General features: G+C 68.0%; 21 protein-coding genes. 14 read left to right on the top strand and 7 right to left on the bottom strand.

What is annotated here, in order from left to right; translation table 11 throughout:
* Window positions 1-74 precede the first annotated feature (74 nt).
* The 14 genes from BKA25_RS02205 to BKA25_RS02140 all read left to right on the top strand — a co-directional run bounded on the left by BKA25_RS02205 (window position 75) and on the right by BKA25_RS02140 (window position 13,497).
* Window positions 75-752 carry a DUF4232 domain-containing protein gene (locus BKA25_RS02205; protein ID WP_069854120.1) on the top strand — a complete coding sequence of 226 codons (678 nt, stop codon included), beginning with the start codon at window positions 75-77 and terminating at the stop codon, window positions 750-752.
* Window positions 753-903: 151 nt separating this feature from the next.
* Entirely contained in the window at window positions 904-1,551 is a 648-nt protein-coding gene (locus tag BKA25_RS02200; RefSeq protein WP_069852544.1) for an O-methyltransferase, read from the top strand.
* 137 nt (window positions 1,552-1,688) lie between these two features.
* Window positions 1,689-2,678 (top strand): hypothetical protein, encoded by a 990-nt coding sequence (locus BKA25_RS02195; RefSeq protein WP_069852547.1) that lies wholly within the window; start codon window positions 1,689-1,691, stop codon window positions 2,676-2,678.
* Between the two features lie 86 nt (window positions 2,679-2,764).
* On the top strand, window positions 2,765-3,604 hold the full coding sequence (locus BKA25_RS02190; RefSeq protein WP_084643435.1) for a helix-turn-helix domain-containing protein: 840 nt from the start codon (window positions 2,765-2,767) through the stop codon (window positions 3,602-3,604).
* A 336-nt stretch (window positions 3,605-3,940) separates the two neighbouring features.
* Window positions 3,941-4,201 (top strand): hypothetical protein, encoded by a 261-nt coding sequence (locus BKA25_RS02185; RefSeq protein ID WP_069852551.1) that lies wholly within the window; start codon window positions 3,941-3,943, stop codon window positions 4,199-4,201.
* A 170-nt stretch (window positions 4,202-4,371) separates the two neighbouring features.
* Window positions 4,372-4,623: a hypothetical protein gene (locus tag BKA25_RS02180; RefSeq protein WP_157421297.1), complete on the top strand. Its 252-nt coding sequence runs from the start codon at window positions 4,372-4,374 to the stop codon at window positions 4,621-4,623.
* Window positions 4,624-4,699: 76 nt separating this feature from the next.
* Window positions 4,700-7,537, top strand: coding sequence for an FtsK/SpoIIIE domain-containing protein (locus BKA25_RS28245; RefSeq protein WP_069852554.1), 2,838 nt, complete (start codon window positions 4,700-4,702; stop codon window positions 7,535-7,537).
* Window positions 7,538-7,539: 2 nt separating this feature from the next.
* The gene (locus BKA25_RS02170) at window positions 7,540-7,929 is read left to right on the top strand and encodes a hypothetical protein (RefSeq protein ID WP_069852556.1); all 390 of its coding nucleotides are present in this window, start codon (window positions 7,540-7,542) and stop codon (window positions 7,927-7,929) included.
* Between the two features lie 67 nt (window positions 7,930-7,996).
* Complete coding sequence (locus tag BKA25_RS02165) at window positions 7,997-8,791, top strand: GNAT family N-acetyltransferase (RefSeq protein ID WP_069852558.1); 795 nt, start codon at window positions 7,997-7,999, stop codon at window positions 8,789-8,791.
* Window positions 8,792-8,896: 105 nt separating this feature from the next.
* Complete coding sequence (locus BKA25_RS02160) at window positions 8,897-9,907, top strand: NADP-dependent oxidoreductase (RefSeq protein WP_216637914.1); 1,011 nt, start codon at window positions 8,897-8,899, stop codon at window positions 9,905-9,907.
* A gap of 446 nt (window positions 9,908-10,353) precedes the next feature.
* A complete protein-coding gene (locus BKA25_RS02155) occupies window positions 10,354-10,626 on the top strand; it encodes a helix-turn-helix transcriptional regulator (protein WP_069852562.1) in 273 nt (90 codons plus the stop codon).
* Entirely contained in the window at window positions 10,623-11,363 is a 741-nt protein-coding gene (locus BKA25_RS02150) for a hypothetical protein (RefSeq protein ID WP_069852564.1), read from the top strand. Before BKA25_RS02155 ends, BKA25_RS02150 begins: the two co-directional genes overlap by 4 nt.
* Window positions 11,364-11,437: 74 nt before the next feature.
* Window positions 11,438-12,280, top strand: a complete 843-nt coding sequence (locus BKA25_RS02145; RefSeq protein WP_084643846.1) for an ABC transporter ATP-binding protein — start codon at window positions 11,438-11,440, stop codon at window positions 12,278-12,280.
* Window positions 12,277-13,497: an ABC transporter permease gene (locus tag BKA25_RS02140; RefSeq protein ID WP_157421298.1), complete on the top strand. Its 1,221-nt coding sequence runs from the start codon at window positions 12,277-12,279 to the stop codon at window positions 13,495-13,497. Before BKA25_RS02145 ends, BKA25_RS02140 begins: the two co-directional genes overlap by 4 nt.
* A 102-nt stretch (window positions 13,498-13,599) precedes the next feature.
* Here the strand turns inward: BKA25_RS02140 and BKA25_RS02135 are convergent, their stop codons facing one another.
* From BKA25_RS02135 to BKA25_RS02105, 7 genes are all read right to left on the bottom strand, one after another.
* Window positions 13,600-15,006, bottom strand: coding sequence for a cryptochrome/photolyase family protein (locus tag BKA25_RS02135; RefSeq protein WP_069852570.1), 1,407 nt, complete (start codon window positions 15,004-15,006; stop codon window positions 13,600-13,602).
* 118 nt (window positions 15,007-15,124) lie between these two features.
* Window positions 15,125-16,429: a citrate synthase gene (locus BKA25_RS02130; protein WP_069852572.1), complete on the bottom strand. Its 1,305-nt coding sequence runs from the start codon at window positions 16,427-16,429 to the stop codon at window positions 15,125-15,127.
* Between the two features lie 765 nt (window positions 16,430-17,194).
* A complete protein-coding gene (locus BKA25_RS02125; RefSeq protein WP_069854121.1) occupies window positions 17,195-18,184 on the bottom strand; it encodes a carbohydrate kinase family protein in 990 nt (329 codons plus the stop codon).
* Between the two features lie 167 nt (window positions 18,185-18,351).
* Entirely contained in the window at window positions 18,352-19,569 is a 1,218-nt protein-coding gene (locus BKA25_RS02120) for an amidohydrolase (RefSeq protein WP_069852573.1), read from the bottom strand.
* Between the two features lie 192 nt (window positions 19,570-19,761).
* A complete protein-coding gene (locus tag BKA25_RS02115; protein ID WP_069852575.1) occupies window positions 19,762-20,688 on the bottom strand; it encodes an aldose 1-epimerase family protein in 927 nt (308 codons plus the stop codon).
* Between the two features lie 227 nt (window positions 20,689-20,915).
* Window positions 20,916-22,289, bottom strand: a complete 1,374-nt coding sequence (locus BKA25_RS02110) for an APC family permease (RefSeq protein WP_069854122.1) — start codon at window positions 22,287-22,289, stop codon at window positions 20,916-20,918.
* Between the two features lie 153 nt (window positions 22,290-22,442).
* Complete coding sequence (locus BKA25_RS02105) at window positions 22,443-23,762, bottom strand: MFS transporter (RefSeq protein WP_069852577.1); 1,320 nt, start codon at window positions 23,760-23,762, stop codon at window positions 22,443-22,445.
* Window positions 23,763-23,784: the final 22 nt, after the last annotated feature.

Genomic DNA, 23,784 nt, shown 5'->3' with positions numbered 1-23,784 from the left:
TTCTCAATAGGCGCCGATCGACGTACTTCGACCGATCACCACCGCGTTTCGCGGTGTTGGAGGAGGTGGCCCAAATGGCTTTCACGGGCACAAAGCTGTGGTTGTCCGCGCTGGCGGGAGCGGCATTGCTCACGGTCGCGGGATGCGGCCAGGAATCACAGGATCAGGGGCGCGGCGAGCCGGTTCCGGCGGCGCCGACCACCGAGCCCGGTGCGGGTGGGGCGGGCGAGTCCGAGACCCCGGACGAGACCGAGCCGAGCGCGACCGAGTCCTCGGCCGGTGGCACCGGCGGCGACGTGGAACGACCAGACGCCTCCAAGACGCCGGATGAGCCGGATCGCTGTCATTCCGGCGGCCTCACCGGCTCGATCGAGCAACTGGATTCGGCGGCGGGTAATCGCTACGCGAACCTGGTGTTGGCCAACGAGGGTTCCGAGCCGTGTGCGATCTACGGCTACGGCGGTCTCGAACTCGTCGACGACGAGGGGACGGCGCTGCCGACCCGATTGGAGCGGGTGGCCGACCCCGCGCCGACGCTGGTCGAACTCGAACCCGGTGCGGCCGCGACCAAGCTGCTGCACTGGGGTGTGGTGCCCGGTGACGAGGACGATCCGGAGGGCGATTGCGGGACCGAGGCGACGAGCATCCGGGTCATCCCGCCGGACGAGACCGACCCGCTGACCGTGGACTGGGGACTCGGACCGGTTTGCCAGGGCGGCAAGATCGACGGCAGCGCCTACGTCGCACGCTGATCCGATCGTGTCGGGGCCCGGCTGCCGCCGAGCTCTCCGCGCATCCGTCTCGATCCCCGATGTAGGCCGCCGCTCCTCGTCTTTCGGCCTCAGATCGGCCGTAGGGTCGAGGGACGAGGCCGGACGTGCCGGGATCGAGAAGGGACCGTCGATGAGCGAAGCGAATGCCGGGCACACCGATGCCCAGCAGTTCTGGGCCGACCGGTTCTGGGCGGAGGACGAACTGTTGACCGCGCTGCGTGCCGACATCGTGGCGCGGGCACCTCAGATCCAGATCAAGGCCGAGGCGGGAGCGGCCCTGGCCACGCTGTTGCGCGCGGCCGGGGCCCGACGGGTGCTGGAGATCGGCACCCTTTTCGGCTACAGCGGGGTGTGGATCGGCCGAGCACTGCCGTCGGACGGCAGGCTGGACACCCTGGAGTTGTCCGCCGAGCACGCCGAGGCGGCCCGAGGCTGGTTCGACAGGGCGGGCCTCGGTGAGCAGGTCACCGTGCACGTCGGCGCGGCTCTCGACACGCTGAGGACGCTGTCCGGCCCGTATGACGCCGTGTTCATCGATGCCGACAAGACCGAGTATCCGACCTATCTGGACCGTTGTCTGCCGCTGCTGCGGCCGGGCGGACTGCTGATCGCCGACAACCTGTTCCGGCGAGGCGCGGTGGCCGACCCGACGGTGTCGGATCCCCGGGCCGACGCGGTTCGGGTGTTCGCCGACCGCATCGCGGCGGATCCCCGGCTGCAATCCACCGTGTTGCCGCTCGGGGACGGCCTCTCGGTGAGTGTGCTGATCGACGACTGACGGGCGCTCGGCGGCGGTCGACCGCCGGTTACCGTCCATGATCGTCACTCGTCCAAAAGAGTGAGATCGGGTGACGTTTTGCCGTCGCTGGAGTGCGGTTTCGGTGGCCTGCCGTGTTGAGGGAGAATCCTGGTCCAATGGTGGAGGACCGATTCGAACTACTCGTCACCGTGGTCGTCGGTGCCGAGAATGAGCGGCGAGCCCGCGCCGCCTGCCAAGGCCTGCTTTCCCTGGCAGGCGGGCGAATCGTCGAGGCGGGCGATTGCTCGGCCGAGGAACCGGGCTGTTGGTCGGTCACGATCCGCCGGTCGGCCGAGGTCACCGCGAGCGAGGACGAGGCAGCCACGCTGGGACGTGCGGTCCGTCGCTTCCTACGCAGGCTCGGCCCGAAGTTCGCCAACAGCCGGGTGGCCTGCGAACCACCCACGGCCTGGTCGGTCATCGACGATCCCGAACTACTCGGCACCGTGATCCCCAGTGGGGAACGGCTGCTGATCGAGGCCTGGTCGGACGACAGCGCCCTCCCCCTGGACACCACGCCGGTAGCCGGCCCCGCCTCGGCCGAATCCGGGCCTGGCGCAGGGGAATCGGGTGTGGTCGCCGACGAGGCCGATGACGACATGACGGGGCTGCCCCGGTTGCAGCTGCGGGTGGAGGTGCGCACGGATCGCGCCGCAGGCGCGCACTGGCAGGCCAGGGCGGTCGCGAGTCGGCTGGTCCAGCAGGCCGCGATTCTGCGCACGGACCAGGTCGATCAGCGCACCTTCGGCGTCACGATGGATCTCGGGCACCGACCCGGCACGCTCGCCGAGGCGGCCCGGGAGGCTGCGGCCATCCTCGGCGCCCCGGGTTGGTCGCCGGTCGATGAGACGGCCGGAATCGCGAGCACGAACTGGTCGACCAGCGCACCGGGTCGAAACGGGGTCGTGGGCCTGCACCTGTCCGCGCGCTACATCGAGGACTCCGAATCGCACGCCATCACCGGCGACCTCGCCGCCTCGACGTCGAACACGCTGTCGCCCGAGGCGATTCGACCCACCGGCCCGTCCGCTGCCGAACTCCTATCGGTCGAGCACCGTGCGTCGCTTCCCCGCGACGAACAGCGCTGGTCCTGGTGGTCGCAGTAGCGCTCGACGCTGCCGAGAAGTGCCCAGAATCTCGTTATTGATCATGGTCGGCTGGGACTGATCAACGGCGGACTATCGTGCGCGCCATGGAAGGGCGACCGACGATCCGGCACCGGAGATTGTGTACCCAGCTTCACCGGATGCGGACTGATGCCGGCATCGAAATCGAACAGGTCATGGCAGAGATGGGATGGTCGCTCACCACGACGCAGCGGAAAGAGACCGCGCGGGACGCATTGAGCACCTCGGAGGTCCATGCGCTCTGCATGCTCTACGGGGTACCCGCCGAACAACGCGTCTGGTTGGTCGACCTGGCGGGTCGACTCGACGACCCGGGGTGGTGGACGCCGTACTCCGATGTCGTGTCCGACGGGTTCCGGGACTACCTGGAACTGGAATCCGAGGCCGTGGAGGTACGCAACTTCGAGATCGACCTGATTCCGGGCCTGTTGCAGACCGAGTCCTACATCCGTGCACTGGTCGAGTCGTGGAATCCGGCGCCCCCGGCCGCGATCACCGGTCGCCGGGTGGCGCTTCGGCTGGCTCGTCAGCAACGCCTGTTGACGGGTGAGCTACGGCTGTGGGCGATCCTGGACGAGGCGGTGCTGCGGCCGCGCATCGTCACCGGTCCACAGTGGATCTCGCAGCTGGCGGCGTTGCGGGAGTTCGCCGGGCATCCGAACATCACCCTCCAGGTGTTGCCGTTCTCCGCAGGCCCGCATACCGCGATGGGCAGTCCGTTCGCCTGGCTTCGGCTGCCCGCACCGGATCCGGGCACGGTGCTGTTCGACAACGTCGCGGGCAGTGTCACGGTGGAGGACACGGAACCGATGCGGCGTTTCCACGAGGCCTTCCATCGACTGACCACGACCGCGCTCTCGGCCAACGACAGCCGGGCGTTCCTGGCCGACCTACAACCGCACTGACGAGCAATCCCGCCGTCGCCAGGCGGGCGTCGGGGCATCCAGCACCGCTTCGCGGCGACAGGAGGCTGTCGCCGCCCGGCGCACCCACCGCCTCGGACTTCGATGGTGGCGAATCTCGCCGATGAATTCTTGACGAGCCCACCCGGTGGGACTGGATCCTCGTCAGCCGTACCTGACATGGCATGTCCCGTTCAATGCCACCGAAGCGGGCGCATCGTCCATGATCGTCGGGCGCGATGTTGTTTGCATGGCCGAGGTGATCACCCACTAACCTCGAACACACACGCGGCCGGTGATCGCCTGCCGCGACTTCGGCAGGATGTGGAGGCAGGGGGCATGGCAGGCATCGAAGAGGTTCGGGCGAGCGTTGCGCTGGCCAACGAGCGGGTCAACGAGGCGCTCGCCGCCGTGGCGACCGCGGTCATCGCGGCGCAGGACGCACACTCCATTTTCGCCGCTGCGACGCAGGGCAGCGCCCAGTCCGCAGTGCCACAGGGCCTCGGGATGCTGGCGCAGGCCGGTGAGAACCTCAACCTGGCCAACGGGAATCTGAACGGCTGGGCGGGCTTCGCCGACGAATACGTCTCCCGACTCTGACCCGATGACACCGGCACCACTGCTCTCGGCGTTCGCCCGGTCTTCGGCGGCGGTGCACCCAACGACGACAACAGCAGCGAGCGGGCGCCGACAACCGGCGCCGCAGGCTCGACCGGACCGGACATCACAGGGCGCACAGGTGCCCGCGAACGGTGGGAGGTGGCGTGGGGATGTCGGGCGTCGAAGATGTTCGCGCTGCATTGGAACAGGTCAAGGATGAGATCAACCGGGCACGCGTCTGTGCGAACACCGCACGCAGGCTCGTCGACGAGGCGTTGGCGATCATCGCCGGGGTGGAATCGGATCACCACGAGCGGATCACGCCACCGCAGGCCGGTCTGGTCACCGCGGATCTCGATCGGACATTGGAATCGCTGAGCGGTTCGGAACTGGCGGTGGATACGGTCCTCAGTCGACTGTGACGATCGCAAGTAACGTTGATCTCGACAGGCCGGTGGTCGCCGAGCCGACCAGAGAGAGGCGTCACGAGGTGTTCTGGTGAACAGGCGAGACGAGCGACGACGTCGCATCACGGAAGCCTTCGAGGACTTCCGTTCGACCGTGGCGCGGGCTCTCGGCGTCGCGGTCCGACAGCACACCACCGCGCACCAGACCCACGCCGAACGAGTCTTCGAGCTGTGGCTGCGCGACGCGGGGGTCGACCGCGCCATGAACGACCCCGAGTTGGCGGTCGCGCTGCGCAATCCTGCGCTTCAGCCGGTCGTGCAACGAGCCGCGCAGGACCGGGACCAGCACTTCGCAGGCTGGACCGGCACGATGCCCGCCGAGTTGACCGAACTGGTGGCCACCGCGTCTCCCGGCTCTGCCTCCGCACCTTACCCGGAATGGCTGGGGCAACCGGGCAAAAGGGACGGAAGTTCCGAGGACGGTGGCGTTCCGGAGCTGTGGCGGATCGGAACGGCGGTGATGGACAGCGCCCCGGTTCCCGAGCCCTTCCCCGTCGCGGTGCCGCTGCTGGATGGCGCTCACCTGCACATCACCTCGTCGCCGGAGTCGAGGGTGGATGCCGAGAACCTGGTCGAGACGCTGCTGTTGCGGGTGCTCAGCTACTTCCAGCCGGGCCTGGTGCAGGTCCACGTCTGGGATGTCGGGGCGCTCACCGGCTCGCTACCGGGGCTGTACCCGCTGACCAGGGCGGGGCTGCTCACGGTGCACGACCCGGCCCGGCTACACGATCTGCTGGATGAGTTCGCCGAGCACATCCGGCGGATCCACACCAGCGTCCTGGTGGACGGCAGACGCTCGATCGGAGCGCTGCAGTCGGATACCGGACGACGCGGCGAGCCGTGGCGGGTGGCGGTGCTCTTCGGCAACCGCTCGGCGCTGAAAGAGGAAGACCAGCAGAAACTGCAACGCATCGCCCGCAACGGCCTGTCCTGCGGCGTCCAATTGATCATCGTGGATCTGCCGATCACGGTGAACAGCGCGGTGGAGACGCTGCGACTCGACGATGATCAGACGGCACGTTGCAGCATGACCGGCCCGCAGGCCACCGTGTACCTCGATCCGGGGCTGCCCAGGGAGAAGGTGCCCAGGGCATGCAACGCGATCGCCGACGAGCTGTTGGCCCGCCGCAGTCGGGTATGCAGCTTCGACGACCTGCTGCCGAACGAACCGTGGACGTACCACTCGGCGGCCGGGCTGCAGACACCGATCGGCTATGCCGACGGCGATCCGATCTATGTCTCGTTGGGTGATGGCTCGCCGCATGCCCTGATCGGCGGCCCGAGTGGTTCCGGCAAGACGAACCTCCTGTACGCGCTGCTGGGCGGCCTGGCTGCCCGGTATTCGCCGAACGAGTTGGAGTTCTACGTCCTGGACTTCAAGGAGGGCGTGTCCTTCGCGCAGTTCGCCCCCGGTAGGCGGGACCCCAGTTGGCTGCCGCACGCCCGACTGGTCGGGGTGAACGTCAATCAGGACCGCGAATTCGGCGTAGCCCTGCTGCGCTATCTCTCCGAGGAGATGCGGCGGCGGGCGGAGCGGGCCAAACAGCACGAGGTGACCAAGCTCGAAGAGCTGCGCATCGAGGATCCCCACGGGCGTTGGCCCCGGATCGTCGCGGTGATCGACGAGTTCCAGTACCTCTTCGCCGACCGCGACGAGGTGACGAACCTGGCGGCCGCGCTGCTGGAGGACGTGGCACGACGCGGTCGTTCCCAGGGCATCCATCTGGTGCTGTCCAGTCAGGACATCTCCGGCATCGAGGCCTTCTGGGGCAAGCCCGCGATCTTCGAGCAGTTCACGGTGCGTATCGCGCTGCCGAAGGCGCGGCGGGTACTCACCGAGGTCAACCAGACGGCGATGGAGATCCCCCGCAGACACGCGGTGATCAACCACGACTCCGGCGTCCCGCATGGCAACGAGGTGGCCCGCATCCCCGATGCGACGGCGCGCGGCACCTCGGACCGCCTGCAGATCGATCTGTGGGAGCGCAGGCCGTCGAATCTGACCGAACCACGGTTGTTCGACGGCAGTAACACCCCGATGCTGCGGACGCTGCCGGACTACCTCCGGCTGGCACCGCCCGATGCGGCGCACGCGGCCCGGCATGTTCCGCGCGCGCTGCTCGGTCAGGTCATCGATATGGCGGGCAGCGGTGCCGTGGTGCCGTTGGCAGCCAGTCCCGGCCGCAATATCGCGGTGCTCGGCTCGGTACTGCGGGATGCCACCTCGGTGCTGGCCTCGGCGGCTCTATCGCTGGCCAGGCAGTACGAGCCGGGTGCGGTCGAGTTCACCATCGTCTCCCTGATCGACGATCCGGAGGACACCGCTGCGGATTTGGCGGCGGAACTCAGGAGGGCCAAGCACACGGTGGAGTTCAAGGACGGCCACCAGGTCCGCAAGCTGATCGACAAGACGGCCCAATCACTGAAAGATCGACTCGAAAGTGTGGAGAACTCCGAAAATAGTGAACCCGGGCCGCATTACCTGCTGTTGTTCGGAATGGATTCGGCGCATCCTCGGTTGGAGAGTCGAGACCCCGGGCTCGGCCGCACGGGTCTGGACAGCCTCCGGTTGGTGCTCAAGCATGGGCCGGAACTGCATACCCACGTGATCGGCTGGTGGCGCAGCACCGGCAGACTCAAGGCCGCACTGGCGATGGGCGGGTTGGATGACATCGGTGCCTGGGTGGCCTTCGACGTGCACGGCCAGGAACTCGGCAGTCTGGCGGCGAATCAGGTGATCACCTGGTCTCCCCGACCGCGACGTGGCCTGTTCTTCGACCGGTTCCACCATGCCAAGCCACAGGTCGTCATCCCGTGTGACGCAGACGTTCCAGCACAGCCGGTCGACCGGCCCGACCCCGCGGAGTGACGATGACTGAGTTCGGCTCTGCCGCCGAGCGATACAAGGAGCTGTGCGGCACCGCCACCGGGGCGCTCTCCGCGATGCGCGCCCACGATCGCGAGTTGGCCACCCGGTTGCGTGACACCTGCGCTACGGCCAGGGAGGACGTCCTGGACTCCGCAGAACGGGAGCGCGTCACCCGGCTGATCGTCCGGCTGCGTTGGGAGGCCGCAGTCGAAGCGCTGTGGGATGAGCGGTGGCTGCCCATGACACCGTTGCCCAGACCCGCGGCCGTCTCCCAGCGCTACGACCTCGGTGCCTGTGAGCTCGACATCGACCGGGCCTTCGACCGGCTGGAGGAAGCGCTGCGTCGTCGCCGCCTCTTCGAGCTACCGACACGATCGCGTAGCCGACCGTGAGACGGGAGGATGTGGCCTTGCACCCAACCCCTAGAGCGGAAAGCCCACACAACGGATGATCCGGCGAGTGCACGAACTGTTCGGCCCTGACGAGGTGGCCGCTTCGACCGACAGCCTGCTGGTCCAGTGGGCTTCGCAGGCGTTGCTGCCGAGCCATCCCTACGGCAGGGGCCGCGCGTATCGACTCGGCGATGCGGTGGCGGTGGTGGCTCCTCGGCTCAATCGCGATGATCGGATCGTGGTGGACGGGCCCGAACGCGAGGTGGCGGAGTTACTCGTTCACACCTGGGAACGGCACGGCCCGGACTATCGACCGCTGCTGCGCACCGATCTCGCCGATGCACCGCTGCTCGCAGGCTTCGCCGATGCGGCGCGCGCCGACTTCGGCTGGATGGAGCTGAGCCGCAAGGGCACCCCCGTGGAGACCCACCGGGCGCGCTGGTTACGCGACGACGAGTTGGCCGAGGCCGATGAGCTGATCCGTTTCAGCAATCCCGATGCGTTCGCGCTGCCGTCCGGACCGGAGAAGAGCCGATGGGCTGGCTGGCACAACACGAAGGGCCAGCTCGTCTCGGTGGGCGGTGACCCGTGGAGCGGACCGAGCGTCGGTTTCCTCGGCGGGGTGGCGACCACACCGCACTATCGCGGGCGGGGCGCCTCCACCGCCGTGTGTGGTTTCCTGCGCGACTCGCTGTTGGCACGCTACGGCCGGGCAGCGCTGATGGTGGATCAGCAGAACACCGCGGCGATCCGGGTCTACCGACGATTGGGCTTCGACTATCGGCGGGTGACCGCGTTGTGGGCGGCGCCGACCCGCGCCGCCGCTCGGGAGAAGACCGCGGATCATGCGAGTCGAGGCTGAGCACGAGAGGCTTGTCCGGAGGTAACCCCCGCCGCATGCGACCACCGGGTCGGGTTCGACGGCCGCTGCCTCGCCGATCTTCGTAGCCGATTTGAGGAGCTGGTCATCGTGGCCGCGTCGAATGCCAGGGAGATCCGGTTGGCCGCCCGCCCCACGGGGTGGCCGACGGAGCAGGATTTCGACCTCGTCGAGGTGCCGATCCCGGTGCCCGGCCCCGGCCAGGTGTTGGTTCGCAACACGGTGATGAGCGTGGACCCCGCGATGCGGGGCCGGATGAACGACGTCGAGTCCTATGCGCCGCCGTTCGAACTCGGTGCGCCGTTGCAGGGTGGGGCGGTCGGCGAGGTGGTGCTGTCGGACGTCGAGTCCGTTCGGACCGGTGACATGGTGCTCCATAACCTCGGCTGGCGGGACTACGCGGTTCTCGACGCGGACCGTGTCAGCCGCATCGATCCCGATATCGCTTCGGCGAGCGCCTATCTCGGGGTGTTGGGCATGCCGGGGATGACCGCCTATGCGGGTCTCGTCGAGGTGGCGGCCATGACCGAGGGCGATGTGGTCTTCGTCTCCGGCGCTGCGGGTGCCGTCGGCTCGATCGCAGGCCAGGTAGCGCGGCTCAAGGGTGCCTCGCGGGTGGTCGGCAGTGCGGGTTCGGCGGCGAAGGTGCGTTATCTGACCGAGGAACTGGGCTTCGACGCCGCGTTCGACTATCACGATGGGCCGGTGGCCGAGCAGCTCGCCACGGTGGCTCCCGACGGCATCGACGTGTACTTCGACAATGTGGGCGGCGAGCATCTGGAAGCCGCGATCGGTGCGCTGCGGCTGAACGGCCGGATCGCGATGTGCGGCGGGATCTCCGGATACAACGAGGCGACGGCGCCGCCCGGGCCGCGCAACCTGATGCGTTTCGTCGTCCGGCGGTTGACCATGCGGGGCTTCTTGGTCGTGGACCACGCACACCTCAGGGACGACTTCCGCCGCGAGGTGGGCGGCTGGATCCGCGACGGGAGCCTCCGGTACCGCGAGACGATCGTGGAGGGCCTGGAGAAGGCGCCCGCCGCGTTGATCGGCATGATGCGCGGGGAGAACCTCGGCAAGATGATCGTCACCATTTAACGGTTCGCCGAATCGCCGCCGGGCTCGCCCCGGCGGCGTCGAGGCTGCGTCGAGGCCGTCCCCGGGTCTGTGGCAACCAACACATCCGACCGCGCTGGGCGACCTCGGCCAAGCACCCGATGTCGATCTCCGACCGGGAAACCGGACAGCCGCGTCGGCTGCGGTGGTGTTCGGGGCGACCTGTGGTGGCTCCGGGTCGCCGCGTGCACAACCGCCAGGTGCCGAGCACACGTCCCGAGCTGTGACGACGCCGATTTCGTAGATCGTCTTCCCGCCGGCCGCACGGCGGACCCGAGCCCGGCGCCGGGTTGCCCGGAAGCAGCCGCTCGGGCCCGCGCAGGCCGCCTCTCAGCCGGGTCTCCGCCGGTCGATCTATCTCCCAGTCACCACCCCGCCAAACGCGAATCTCTTTGACATCTTGTTGGGTTTTTGCAACATTCTGTTGCGTGAGTCCAGTCCGCAGAGGCAAGGATCTGCCGATCTACAACCGGATCCAGCTCCTGCGCGCGGAGCGGGGCTTATCGAGGGTGGCGTTAGCGAAGGCGGTCGAGGTGAATCCACAGACGATCGGGGCGTTGGAGCGCGGAGATCACTATCCGAGCCTCGATCTGGCCCTGCGGATCTGCGAGATCTTCAGCCTCCCGGTGGAGGCCGTGTTCAGCCGGACGCCGTTCACCCCGCTGTCCGAGGAGCTCTACGGCAGGAAGGGGTCGGCGTGAACCGGGTGCAGAACCTCCGGCAGCGCTACCGCGAGGCCGCCGTCGAGACCCATCAGCGCCGCATGAACCGACTGCATCGGGCCCTGCCCCACTGGCGCGATCGGCGGCACCGGAGGCCACTGGTCGTCACCTGCGCCATCACCGTGCTGGTGAGCACCGCCATGGCCATCGCCGTCGGCCCCGCGCCATCGGCCGCTTACCTGATCTGGCTCGCCATCACACTGGTCTGGGTCTGGCAATGGATCGTGCTCCGGCTGATCACCAGCGGCATCTCCGAGTCCAGCACCCTGGTGCTCGATGAGCGCGAGACCGCGTTACGCGACCGAGCGACCCGCTATGGCTTCCTTGCCGCGATGATGCTCAACGGCGCACTGACGGGCGCTCTCGGCGCTCGCGGATTCGAGCCGGTCGGCGCCGTGCAACTGTCCTTGATCATCGCCTCGGCAACGCTGATCTGCGGCACCGTTCCCGTCGGCTTCCTCGCGTGGACGCTGCCCGACGACGATCCGGAGGACCTGCTCGACGACGTCGAAGCGGACCGGGACGCCGAAACCGATCATGCGAGCTCGGTGGCGAGCGGCCACGCTCAAGCGACCACCACGCCCGACCGGTCACCCGCAGCGGACATCGCAGCGGAACCCACCACAGACATCCCCTCGACCGAGGGACAACCCGCCGCCGAGCCCGACAGCGGCGATGAGCCAGAAAACGAAAGGAATGGGGGAGGACAACAGTGACCGCAGCAACCGGGTCGACATTAGAGATCGACCGGCTGAACAAGCGCTACGGCGACATCGTCGCGCTGAACAACATGACCTTCGACGTACGAGCAGGCGAGCTCTTCGGCTTCGTGGGCAGCAACGGCGCGGGCAAGACCACGACCATGCGCATCGCGATGGGGGTGCTGGCAACCGATTCCGGTGAGGTGCGCTGGCAGGGCAAGCCGGTGGACTTCGACACCCGTCGCAGCATCGGATACATGCCCTCCGAACGTGGGCTCTATCCCAAGATGAAGGTCTTGGAACAGCTGGTCTACCTCGGCGAGCTGCGCGGCATGCCCGCCTCGGCGGCCAAGAAGGCGGCCAACGAGTGGACCGAGCGGCTGGGCCTCGAAGGCAGGCGCAAGGACGAGGTCCAGAAGCTCAGCCTGGGTAATCAGCAGCGCGTGCAGCTCGCGGCGGCGCTGGTGCACGATCCCGAGGTGTTGATCCTGGACGAGCCGTTCTCCGGGCTCGACCCGATGGCCGTCGACGTGATGAGCTCGGTGCTTCGGGAGAAGGCCGCGGCGGGAGCCCCGGTGATCTTCTCCAGCCACCAGCTCGAACTGGTCGAGCGGTTCTGCGACCGCGTCGGAATCATCCGGGCAGGCGAGATGGTCGCCTGCGGCACCGTCGACGAACTGCGTGGCGAGGCCAACCTGCGGATTCAGGTCGACGCCCCGGCCGCCCGACCGGGTTGGTCCGACGCCGTGCCCGGCGCCCGGGTGGTCGAGCACAACGGCAGCGTCTACGTCCTCGAACTCGACACCGGAGCCGACGACCAGCAGCTGCTCGCCGCCGCGATGGCCACCGGACCGGTGCACGAGTTCTCCCCGCACCGACCTGCCCTCACCGAGCTCTTCCGCAACGTCGTCAGTCAGGAGGTGGCGCAGTGAGCACCCCCGGCGCGCCAAGAAAGCGGGCGATGAGCCCCACCAAGGCGATCCTGCTGGTCGCCAAGCGGGAGATCGACACCAGGCTCAAGTCGAAGTCGTTCGTCTGGGGCACGCTGGGCATCCTCGCCGCCATCGCCCTCTACATCGGCATGATGACCTTCATCGGCGGCCGGGAGGGCAACACCTCCGTGGCCCTGACCGGCGACATGACCACCGTCTCGGCGGAGTTGTCGGCCTCGGCCGAGGCGCTCGGCGAGGAACTGGACATCCGCGAGGCATCGGACCCGGCGGCCGCCGAGCAGCAGATCCGCGACGGCGAACTCGATGTGCTGGTCGGCGGGACGCCCGCCGCGCCTGAGGTCACGGTGCAGACCAGCCTCGATGGCACCGTCGAGGTCCTGTTGTCCGGGATCGCCCAGCAGGCGGCGCTCAACACCGCGCTCACCGAAGGCGGACTGGACCCGGCACAGGTTCAGCAGGACGTCGCGGCCGCCGCGACCCTGCAGATCGACAATCTCGAGGAGTCCGACCCGCTCGAGGCCGAGCAGCTGTTCATCGGCATCGCCACCTGCTTCCTGCTGTACATGTCGATGATGATGTACGGCTCCTACGTGGCGACCGGTGTCGTCGAGGAGAAGTCCAGCCGCGTCGTCGAGCTGCTGCTCTCCACGATCCGGCCCTACCAGTTGATGCTCGGCAAGGTCCTGGGCATCGGACTGGTCGGATTGGTCCAACTGCTCACCATCGCGGTGATCGGGGTGGGCGGCGCCGTCGCCGCCGGGCTGCTGACCGTGCCGACGGCGGCCTTCAGCGCCGCGCTCTCCGGACTGCTCTGGTACCTGCTCGGGTTCTTCCTGCTGGCCACCCTGGCTGCGGCCTCCGGTGCGCTGGTCTCCCGGCAGGAGGATGTGCAGTCGGTGATCTCGCCGATGATGATGCTGGTGCTGATCCCGTTCGTGCTGACCTTCACCCTGCTGGTCGGTGACCCGGAGAACGAGACCGCCGAATGGCTGTCCATGGTGCCGTTCTTCTCGCCGTTCATGATGCCGGTCCGGGCGGCGGCCTCCGGGGTGCCGATCTGGCAGCTGGGCACGGCCATCGTGCTGAGCCTCGCGGCGGCGGCGGCCCTGCTGTGGCTGGGTTCGCGCATCTACGCGAACGCCATCCTGCGCACCGGTAGCCGGGTGAAGCTCAAGGACGCGTTCGGCAAGGGCTGATCACCGCGTCGATCGATCCGATGGCCGCGTCCCGACTCGGGGCGCGGCCATCTCGGCGTACTGCGGCGCTCGGCGTACTGCGGCGCTACGGGGCCTCGGCGCTCAACGCCCGGTGATCCGGCCGAAGCGGCGGAGCGCCTCCTGCCGTTCCTCGCCGTGGTCGACCATCGGCTCCGGATAACCGGCGGGCATCGAATCCAGCTTCCACGGTTCGTGCACCGCGCGGCCGGATACCGACCGCAGCTCGGCGACGTGACGACGCACGTACTGCCCGTCGGGATCGAAGCGTCGCCCCTGGGTGACCGGGTTGAACACCCGGAAGTACGGGGCCGCGTCGGTGCCGCTACCCGCGACCCACTGCCAATTGTGCTGGTTGGAGGCGAGGTCGCCGTCGACCAGCGACTGCATGAAGTGCCGGGCGCCCCACCACCATGGCAGGTGCAGATCCTTGATCAGGAAGCTGGCCACCACCAGCCGCGCTCGATTGTGCAGCCAGGCCTCGGCGGCGAGCTGTCGCATCCCGGCGTCGACGAAGGGAAAGCCGGTGGTCCCGGCGCGCCAACGATCGAAGCGTTTCCAGGCGTCCGCACCGAGGTCGTACTCGATGTCGTCGAACCTGCGGTCGAGATTGCGCCGCGCGGACTCGGGTCGATGCCACAGCACATCGGCGAGGAACTCCCGCCAGGCCAGTTCGCGGCGGAACGCCGCCGCGCCATCACCCCGCTTCCTGTGCAGATCCGCGAGCAGCGTGCGCGGATGCACGCAGCCCCAATGCAGGTAGGCCGAGAGCCTGCTGGTGCCGTCGAGCGCGGGCCGGTCGCGGTCCGAGGCGTAGTCGGCCAGGGGACCCGCCCGGAACTCCTTCCAGCGGCCCAGGGCGGCGCGTTCACCCGCCTCGGGCAACTGCGGGCCGTCGTCCTCGGTGTCCAGCTCGGTATCGAGTTCGGCGAGATCGACGGTCTTCGTCGCATCGATCCGCAGTTTGGCGGGTTCGACCCACTTCGGTGCATCCCGCTCGCTCGGGGCCGGTCCGGGCTTGTCGAGCTCGGTCCAGGCGCGGTAGAACGCGGTGAAGACGCGGTACTCGGTGCCGTCCGGCTTACGGACCCGGCCGGGCGGGATCACGTAGGGCGTGCCGGTCTCGACCAGGTCGACGCCCTGCTCGTCGAGTCGCCGTCGAACGGCCTCGTCGCGGCGGCGGCCGTAGGGAGCCCCATCGGCGGTGATGTGCACGGTCTTGGCGCCGATCTTCTCGGCCACCTCGGGCACCACCTCGGTTGGGTCGCCCGAGACGATGAGCAGGTGGCCGTGGAGTTGATCGGCCAAGGCCCGCAGACAGCGGGCCAGGAAGGTACGGCGGGGTGTGCCCGCCGGCTTGAGCAGTCGGTCGTCGAGGACGAACAGGGCCAGCGTCCGTCGGGCGCTCTTGGCGGCTTCCTCGATGGCGGGGTGATCGCCGCAACGGAGATCACGCCGGAACCAGACGATGTTCACCTCGTCGGAGACCATGTCCGACAACGCTAGCGGCGCGATCTGCCTGGTCGGCAACGCCGCGCCGAGCCGGGTTGGAACCGGGCCGTTCTCGCACGCGACGCATCTGACGATGTCGTCGCGTGCGAGAAGCCGATCAGCGCTCGGTGAGCGGGGTGAAGTCCCGCGCGACGGCGCCGGTGTAGACCTGGCGCGGCCTGCCGATCTTGCGGGTGGGATCTTCGATCATCTCGCGCCACTGTGCGATCCAGCCGGGCAGCCTGCCCAGTGCGAACAGCACGGTGAACATCCGAGGCGGGAAGCCCATCGCCTTGTAGATCAGACCCGTGTAGAAGTCGACGTTCGGGTAGAGCTTGCGCTCCACGAAGTAGTCGTCGGACAGGGCCCGCTCTTCCAGCTTGCGCGCGATGTCGAGCAGCGGGTCGTTGACGCCGAGCTTGCCGAGCACCTCGTCGGCCGTCTTCTTGATGATGGCCGCGCGCGGGTCGTAGTTCTTGTAGACCCGGTGCCCGAAGCCCATGAGCTTGACGCCCTCGGCCTTGTTCTTGACCTTGTCCATGAAGTTCTCGACGTTGCCGCCATCGCGCTGGATGCCTTCCAGCATCTCGAGAACCGCCTGGTTCGCCCCGCCGTGCAGCGGCCCGAAGAGGGCGTTGATGCCCGCCGAGACACTGGCGAAGAGGTTGGCCTCCGAGGAACCCACCATCCGCACGGTCGCGGTCGAGCAGTTCTGCTCGTGGTCCGCGTGCAGGATGAACAGCAGGTCGAGGGCGCGGGTCAGCGCCGGGTCGACCTCGTAGGGCTCGGCTGGCAGACCGAAGGTCATCCGCAGGTAGTTCTCCACCAGCCCGTGCGAGTTGTCCGGGTAGAGGAACGGCTGTCCCACGGACTTCTTGTACGCGTAGGCCGCGATGGTGGGGAGCTTGGCGAGAAGTCGGATGGTCGACATCTCGACCTGGTGCGGGTCGAGGGGGTTGAGGCTGTCCTGATAGAACGTGGACAGCGCCGAGACCGCCGAGGACAACACCGGCATCGGGTGCGCGTCACGGGGGAACCCATCGAAGAACCGTTTCAGGTCCTCGTGCAGCAGCGTGTGCCGCTGGATCTTGTCGGTGAAGTCGTCGAGCTGGGCCTGGGTGGGCAGCTCACCGTAGATCAGCAGGTAGCTGACCTCGATGAAGTTCGACCGCTGCGCGAGCTGCTCGATCGGATATCCGCGGTAGCGGAGAATGCCTGCGTCGCCATCGATGTAGGTGATGGAGGAAGAGCAGGCTGCGGTGTTGACGAAGCCCGAATCGAGCGTCACCAACCCCGTCTTCGCGAGCAACTTGCCCAGATCGATTCCAGAGGCCCCGTCGGTGGCGGGAACGACTGACATCTCGTGGTCGCCGCCCTCGTGGCGCAGCGCGACGGAACGGTGAGCATTCGCGTCGTCGGGCATACTTGTCCCTCTCAACACTCGGACGAGACAACGCTCACCGTGCTAGTAGCACCACGCCACCGCAAGCCGAATCGGCTGCCCACAGCTGAAACGTCAGCACCGCCTCGTCGGGGTCCTGTCATCGACCACGCTAGACCTAGAAATGGCAATCGCCTACCCATAGCGTTAGCCCATGGGCCAAGTTGGGATCACAATCACAGATTCAGCGGGCTTGGCAGATCACATAGCGGCGGCCGCACCGTCCGTTCCCCCGCGATCCCGGTCGAGTCGGCCAAGGTCAGCTTCGGAGAATGGTTGCGCTCTGGAGTCACTCCTACTCCATCAGGCGGACGATGAACACCCGCCGAACGGACCATAGACCGCCTGTGGCGCGCGAAATCAGCCGCTCGCGCCAGTAAGAGCCAGCCGAGAACACTGAGACCGAGGTCACACAGAGTGATGCCGGCGGCGTACTGCGCCGTCCGAGGGAGCACCACCGACAGGCGACACAAAGGCATATCTTTTTCACATCCTGGCCCGAAAAGCGACCACGCGAAGCGCCATCGACCACTTAATCAACGCGCGCGGGATAAAGAAAAGCGGCCAAACTATAGTGATCGAGAACACGTAAAGTGACAACGCAAGACTTCGCGATCAGAAGTAGCGCACGGCTACCGGAATTATCAACGCCAGGTCACCGATGGCAGTCGCTGGGAACCGTCGGTGACCCATCTTCCGAACATTAAACCGAATCTTCGGTTGACGATCGAGAATGCGCAGGCGCGGTCAGGACAGCTCGGCAGCCCACGGCGGTTCGGCACCGGGCCGAGAACAGGTCACCGCCGACGCCGAGGCCGCGAACGACAGACACTCGGCCCACTGCTGCTCGGTCAGCGCGCGCAGGCCCGCAGCCGACAGTGCCGAGTGCTCGTGCAGCCAGGCCAGCACCGCACCGGAGACGGTGTCACCTGCGCCGATGGTGTCGACCACCTCCACAGCCACCCCGGGGACCTCGACGCTGCGGCCATCGGAGAGCACCGCCACCAGGCCCGCCGATCCCCTGGTGAGGATGACGACGGTCGGGCCTGCCTGCTGCCAACGCCGCACCTCGGCCAGCACCCGAGGATCGACTCCCGCGATCGGGCTCTCCGTCGCAGCCTCGGCGGCCTCGTCGGCAACGGCCTCGACCTCGGCGAGCCAGGCCGCGTCGTCGTCGGAGAGCTTGAGGACGTCGACCGAGGACAACCAGGACCGGAACCGGGCCCGATAGGCGTCCGGGTCGGCGATGAGCTGGGCCCGGATGTTCGGGTCGAGCATCGTCACCACGCCCTGATCGGACACGCGACGCAGCAGGGCCTCGTACCGGCTCGCGCCCGGTTCGAGGACTAAGCCCAGCGTGCCGAGGCACACTGCGGACAGTCCGACGGGCAAGGACGCGGGCTCGTCGACCAACCGGTCCGCCGTCTCGGCCATGTAGAAGGAGTACTGGGCGGAACCGTCGGCCCCGACGTCCACAACGGCCAGACTGGTCGGCTCTGGACCACGCTGGACCAGTGAGGTGTCCACCTCGGACTCCGCCAGCCGCGCGAGCAGCGCACGACCGAAGGCGTCGGTGGAGACCCGGGACAGGAACGCGGTGGGAACGCCGAGCCTGCTCGCCGCGATGGCCGCGTTGTAGGGGCCGCCGCCGAGCCGAGGCGACAACGGGGCGAGCCCGTCCGCGCTCGGAAGCTCCGGAACCAGGTCGACCAGGGCCTCGCCGCCCACCAGGATCATCCGCACTCCCTTGTCGTCACTCGCCGGGATCGGCGTGGTCGATGACCTAATCAGAGTAGAGATCGACCCGGCAAGGCCAGCCCGGCCGAACAGAGCAATCCGGTCGAATGCGGCGTTGCTCCGCTCGGCGGGCCTGCGGTGTCGGGCACACTCGGTCCGACGGCGGTTCAGCCCTCGCGGTAGAAGGGGTCCGCGATCTGCTGGCGGCCGGTCGCCTCGTCGTAGGTCAGCACCTCGCGACCGTCGACGAAGACCTGCAGGGCACGGTTCATCACGTCCAGCGGGTCGCCGGACCAGATCACCACGTCACCGTCGAGACCGGGCGTGAGCGAGCCGACCCGATCGTCCAAGCCCATGATCCGGGCCGGGTTCAGCGTGATCGACCGCAGCGCGGCGTCCCGATCCATGCCCTCCTTGACCGCCAGGGTCGCCTGGTGGACCAGGAAGTTGATCGGGATGACCGGGTGGTCGGTGGTGATGGCGACCTCCACCCCTGCGCGGTCCAGGATGCCCGGGTTACGCAGGTGCCGTTCGCGCACCTCGACCTTGCTGCGGGTGGTGAACAGCGGTCCGATGATCACCGGAATCTGCTTCTCGGCGAGCAGATCGGCCACCAGGTGACCCTCGGTGCCGTGGTTGACCACGAGTCGGTAGCCGAACTCCTCGGACAACCGGATCGCGGTGGCGATGTCGTCCGCCCGGTGGGTGTGCTGGCACCACGGCAGGTCGCCGTCCAACACGCTGGCGAGAATCTCCAGGGTCGCGTCCCGCTCGAAGGGCTTGCCCTCCTGCCGGGTGTGGTCGCGCCGCTCCCGGTAGTCCTGCGCCTTGAAGAAGGCCTCGCGGATGATCGCGGCGACACCGAGGCGGGTGGACGGCGTCTTCTTCTGCTCGCCGTAGACCCGCTTGGGGTTCTCGCCCAGCGCGCTCTTCACGCTGACCGGCTGCCGCACGAGCATCTCGTCGACCGTGCGTCCCCAGTTCTTCACCGCGACGGTCTGGCCGCCGATCGGGTTACCCGAACCGGGCTTGATCACCGAGGAGGTCACGCCGCCCTCGAGCGCGTCCTGGAAGCCGAGGTCGGCCGGGTTGATGCCGTCCAAGGCGCGGAACCGGGCGCCGTTGGGGTCGGTCATCTCGTTGGTGTCGTTGCCCGCCCAACCCTCGGCTTCCTCCGCCACACCGAGGTGTCCGTGGGACTCGACGAATCCGGGCAGCACCCAGCGGCCGGTCGCGTCGACCACCCGGATGCCCTCCGGGGCGGTGACCTCGCTCGAGGTCCCGACAGCGACGATCTTGCCGTTCTGGATCAACACCGCGCCATCGGTAATCGGCTCGCGGTCGACGGGGACGACATATCCACCCGTGATGAGGACATCTTCCATGGTTAGCAACGCTAACATCATGCGCTGGATCGGACCGAGAAAAATGTCCGCACCCTCGCGCGGGCAGCAGCAAAACGATCAACTCGCGACCGGCTGCGGCTTCGCAATCCGGCCTGCCGCGAAATGCGTGTCGGGTGGCGCCACGGCTAATGCGGGCCGGGCGGCGAGACACCGCCCACCCGGCCCCGCCATTCACACCTTCTTAACGCCCCAGCTGCCCTGCCAGGTCTCCCCCGGTTCCAACCAGATCAGATCCACTCCGGAATTCAATGCGTCCGGCGGACAGGTCATCGCCTCGATCGCCACCGCAGGCCCCTGCCCGGCCAGGTCGTCCGGAGTGAAGACCTGCACCCAGTTGAACACCGGTTCCGCCCACACCTGCACGCCTGCCCCATCCGGGCCGATCAGGTTGTGGCGGACGAAACCGGTCTCGTCGGGACGGCAGTCCCCGAACGCGGTGTCCAGCGTGACCTCCCGCATGGGCCTGCCTGCACGGAAGTCGAACTTCGTTCCCTCCACCGACTCGGCGGGGCCGGTCGGCAGCAGACGGTCGTCGACGGGCAGGACGGTGTGCGCGGGCATCGTCAGGGTGCAGTCGAGGGTGGGGGTCAGCCCCGCCCTCGGGAACGGATGGCTGGCCACGCCGAACGGGCTGCGGCCGGAACCGATGTTGGTCGCGGTGTGTGTGATCGTCAGCCCGTCCGGCCCGACCTCGTAGGCGACTCCCACCCGCAGCGGCACCGGCCAGCCAGCCTGCCGGTTGACCACCGAGGTCAGCTCGACCCTGGCCTCCGTCCGTTCGACCACCAGCCAGTTGGCCTGCCGCAGCAGCCCGTGGATGGCGTTGTGCCGCGCGGGCTCGCTCAGGGTCAGCTGCTGCGGCTCCCCCTCCCATTCCCACCGGCCGTCGGCGACCCGATTCGGCCACGGAGCCAGCAGGGTCCCCGCGCCGAAGGGCGGCAGGTCGTGCTCGGAGAACGAATGCAGATAGGGAACTCCGTCGACCTCGAACACGCGCAGGCCCGCGCCGACCTCGGTCGCGACCGCACGGACCGCGCCGTGCCGGATCTCGTACTGCTCACCGGTGACGGGTCGGGTAGTCGACTCAGCTGACGACATCGTCTTGATCTCCTCAAGGGGAACGGGTCCGGTTGGTCCGGACGGGATTTCGTCCTCGGGCTACCCGGCACGGGCGGACCGAGCGGGCGGATTGACGATCTGGGCATGGGTAGGGCGAGACCCCGGTCCAGCCGAGAATGCCGGAACGGGCGTGACGCAGCCGTCGAACGACGATCAGCGGGCGCGGCGCTCGACGTTCGGGAGAGCCGCCCGCCGCGACATCGTCGTCACCGCGAGCCCTCGGCCGAATCCACCGACGCCCTGCGCAGGATCATCCTGTTCAGCACCCAGAAGGCCAACCCCACGAGCAGCAGGATTCCCGCGATCCGGTACTCCTCCCAGGGTCTACCGGTGAGCGGGCTGGCCAGCAGGAAACAGGTGATGGCACCCAGTACCGGCACGAAGGTGGGCGACCGGAAGTGGTCATGCTCCACCTCCTCGCGTCGCAGCACCAGCACGGCGACGTTCACCACTCCGAAGACCACCAGCAACAGCAGCGAGGTCGTCCCGCCCAACAGCGCGATGTCGACCGTGCTGACCAGCACCACGGCCACCATGCTGGTGAACAGGATCGCCACCCACGGCGTCCGACGCACCGGCAGCACCCTGCCGAACTGGCGGGGAATGATCGACTCCCTGGCCATCCCGTAAAGCAGCCTGCTGGCCATCATCATGTTCATCAGCGCGGAGTTGGAGACCGCGCAGATCGCGATGGCGGAGAAGAGGATCAGCGGGAAGCCGGGGGCACCGAGACGGACGACCTCCAACAGCGGCCCGTCCGAATCCGCCAGGACCTCGGTGTCGACCAGCAGCGACGAGGTCAGCGCGACCAGCACGTAGATCAGGCCGGTGATGGCCAGACCCAGTAACAGGCCCCGAGGGAAGATCTTCGACGGCGAATGGCACTCCTCGGCCATGTTGACCGAGTCCTCGAAGCCGACCAGCGCGAAGAAGGCCAGCGCCGTCGCCGAGGTCACCGCGAGCAACGGCCCCTGCTCGGTATTGAACTCCATCAACCGCGATGGATCGCCCGCACCGCTGAGCACCGCGCCGACTCCGATGGCGATCACGATGAGCAGCCCGAGTAACTCGATCACCGTGAGCACGACGTTGGCGATCAGCGATTCGGCGACGCCTCGGAGGTTGACCAGCGCCAACAGCCCGATGAAACCGATCGCGACGACCATGGCGGGAACGGTCACGAACTCCTGCAGATAGTCGCCGCTGACCGCGCGGGCCGCCGAGGAGGCCGAGGTGATGCCGGAGCACATCACCGCGAAGGCGATCATGAAGGTGAAGAAGGGGCTACGGAACGCCCGGTTGGTGTAGAGCGCGGCACCAGCGGCTCGTGGGTACTTGCCGACCAGCTCCACATAGCTGAAGGCGGTCAAGAAGGCGATGCAGAAGGCGATGAGGAACGGCACCCACAATGCCCCGCCGACCACCCCGGCCACCCGGCCGCTGATGGCGTAGATCCCGGTGCCCAGGACGTTGCCGATGACGAACAGCAGCAGCAGTCGGGGACCCATCACCCGCTTCAGCCCCGGCTCCTGCGGTGCGGATGATCCGGTCGGGAGCTGCGCGTCGGTCCCGTTCGCCATGAACACGCAGTCTGCCGCGTCGCGGGTGATCCGCACAGAGATCGGCTCGGAAGCGACCCATCTGTCGCAAACCCGCTGCCCCGCAGACCGCGCGAACGAGTGAGGAACCGTGCGAATCGGGCGGCGCCGCCCTGCCGACGGGGCGGTTGCGGCTCAGCGCGCCTCGACGACCGGCGGCTGATACCGCCACACGCTGGGCAGCAACAGCACCGCGACGATGATCAGCACCACGACCAGTACGCCGCCCCCTGCGGCCGCCGCGCCGGTCCCGAAGGCGGCGCCCGCCGTGCCGTGCAGGACGTCGGCCAGCCGGGGACCGCCCGCCACGACGACGAGGAAGACGCCCTGGGTTCGACCGCGCATCTCGTCGGTGGCCACGGTCTGCACCATCGCGCTGCGGTAGACCATGCCCACCAGGTCGGCCGCGCCGCCGATGGCCAGGAACACCACCGCGAGCCATAGGGAATCGGCCAACCCGAAGCCGATGACGGCGAATCCCCAACAGATCCCGCTGATGACCAACCCGGCACCGTGTCGACGCAGTCTGGTGACCCAGCCGGAGAACAGCCCGAACACGAAGGCTCCCAGCGGGAGAGCGGCATACAGCAGACCGAGCGCCGGACCACCGCCCGCCGGATCGCCGAAGGTCCGCTCGGCCATCTCGGGAAACAGCGCCCTGGGCAAGCCGAAGACCATGGCGATCACATCGAGCAGCAGCACGGCGACCAGGACGGTCTGCGCCCGCATGTAGCGCATGCCGTCGACCACCGCGCGTAACCCGGCTTTCTTCGGTGCACTGGCCGACGGCGGCATCGCGGGCAGTCGCCAGACGGCGAACAGCGCGATCAGCAGACAGAACGCATCGACCAGGTACAGCGTGGCCAGTCCGACGAAGGGCAGCAGCACACCCGCGAGCAGCGGACCGGCCACCGCTCCGAGCTGGGACACGGTGCCGATCAAGGCCTGCGCGGCGGGGAGTCGGTCCATGGGCACCAGCCGCGCGACGGAGGCGGTGCGCGCGGGCATGTTCACCGCGAAGAAGGCCTGTTGCAGGGCGTAGAGGAGCAGGACGGTCCACACCGAGCCGGTCCCGAAAGCCGCAGCGGCCCACAACAACAGGGCGGTGACCGCGATCCCGCTGTTGGTGATGAGCATCAGCTTGCGTCGGTCCATCGCGTCCGCGATGGCCCCGCCCCATAACCCGAACACCAGCAGCGGTACCAGGCCGAACAGGCCGGTGAGCCCGACCCAACCCGAGGAACCCGTGATGTCGTAGATCTGCTTGGGCACCGCGACAGCGGCGAACTGAGCGCCGACGGCGGTCACGATCGTCGATGCCCACAGCCTGCGGAACGGAACCACCCGCAGCGGCTCGGTGTCCAACAGCACCTTGCCGAGCCTGGCGCGGAGACCACGTGGTGACGGGGTCGGCTCCGGTGTTCTCGCTGTGCTGTCCTGCCCCGGCTCACTCACCGAGTCAGCGTATAGCCCTTAG

Origin of the sequence: Actinoalloteichus hymeniacidonis (assembly GCF_014203365.1) — a bacterium.
Classification (GTDB): domain Bacteria; phylum Actinomycetota; class Actinomycetes; order Mycobacteriales; family Pseudonocardiaceae; genus Actinoalloteichus_A; species Actinoalloteichus_A hymeniacidonis.
Note: the sequence above shows the minus strand (reverse complement) of the source record. Positions and strands in the feature narration are given on the sequence as shown.

Bases quoted from the DNA above. Each gene is read 5' to 3' on its own strand.
- BKA25_RS02125 (WP_069854121.1), bottom strand. From the start codon at position 18,184: ATGATCCTGGTGGGCGGCGAGGCCCTGGTCGACCTGGTTCCGGAGCTT.
- BKA25_RS02185 (WP_069852551.1), top strand. From the start codon at position 3,941: ATGGCAGGCATCGAAGAGGTTCGGGCGAGCGTTGCGCTGGCCAACGAG.
- BKA25_RS02120 (WP_069852573.1), bottom strand. From the start codon at position 19,569: ATGGAAGATGTCCTCATCACGGGTGGATATGTCGTCCCCGTCGACCGC.
- BKA25_RS02130 (WP_069852572.1), bottom strand. From the start codon at position 16,429: ATGCCCGACGACGCGAATGCTCACCGTTCCGTCGCGCTGCGCCACGAG.
- BKA25_RS02195 (WP_069852547.1), top strand. From the start codon at position 1,689: ATGGTGGAGGACCGATTCGAACTACTCGTCACCGTGGTCGTCGGTGCC.
- BKA25_RS02170 (WP_069852556.1), top strand. From the start codon at position 7,540: ATGACTGAGTTCGGCTCTGCCGCCGAGCGATACAAGGAGCTGTGCGGC.
- BKA25_RS02135 (WP_069852570.1), bottom strand. From the start codon at position 15,006: ATGGTCTCCGACGAGGTGAACATCGTCTGGTTCCGGCGTGATCTCCGT.
- BKA25_RS02190 (WP_084643435.1), top strand. From the start codon at position 2,765: ATGGAAGGGCGACCGACGATCCGGCACCGGAGATTGTGTACCCAGCTT.
- BKA25_RS02115 (WP_069852575.1), bottom strand. From the start codon at position 20,688: ATGTCGTCAGCTGAGTCGACTACCCGACCCGTCACCGGTGAGCAGTAC.
- BKA25_RS02110 (WP_069854122.1), bottom strand. From the start codon at position 22,289: ATGGCGAACGGGACCGACGCGCAGCTCCCGACCGGATCATCCGCACCG.
- BKA25_RS02200 (WP_069852544.1), top strand. From the start codon at position 904: ATGAGCGAAGCGAATGCCGGGCACACCGATGCCCAGCAGTTCTGGGCC.
- BKA25_RS02145 (WP_084643846.1), top strand. From the start codon at position 11,438: ATGACCTTCGACGTACGAGCAGGCGAGCTCTTCGGCTTCGTGGGCAGC.
- BKA25_RS02180 (WP_157421297.1), top strand. From the start codon at position 4,372: ATGTCGGGCGTCGAAGATGTTCGCGCTGCATTGGAACAGGTCAAGGAT.
- BKA25_RS02205 (WP_069854120.1), top strand. From the start codon at position 75: ATGGCTTTCACGGGCACAAAGCTGTGGTTGTCCGCGCTGGCGGGAGCG.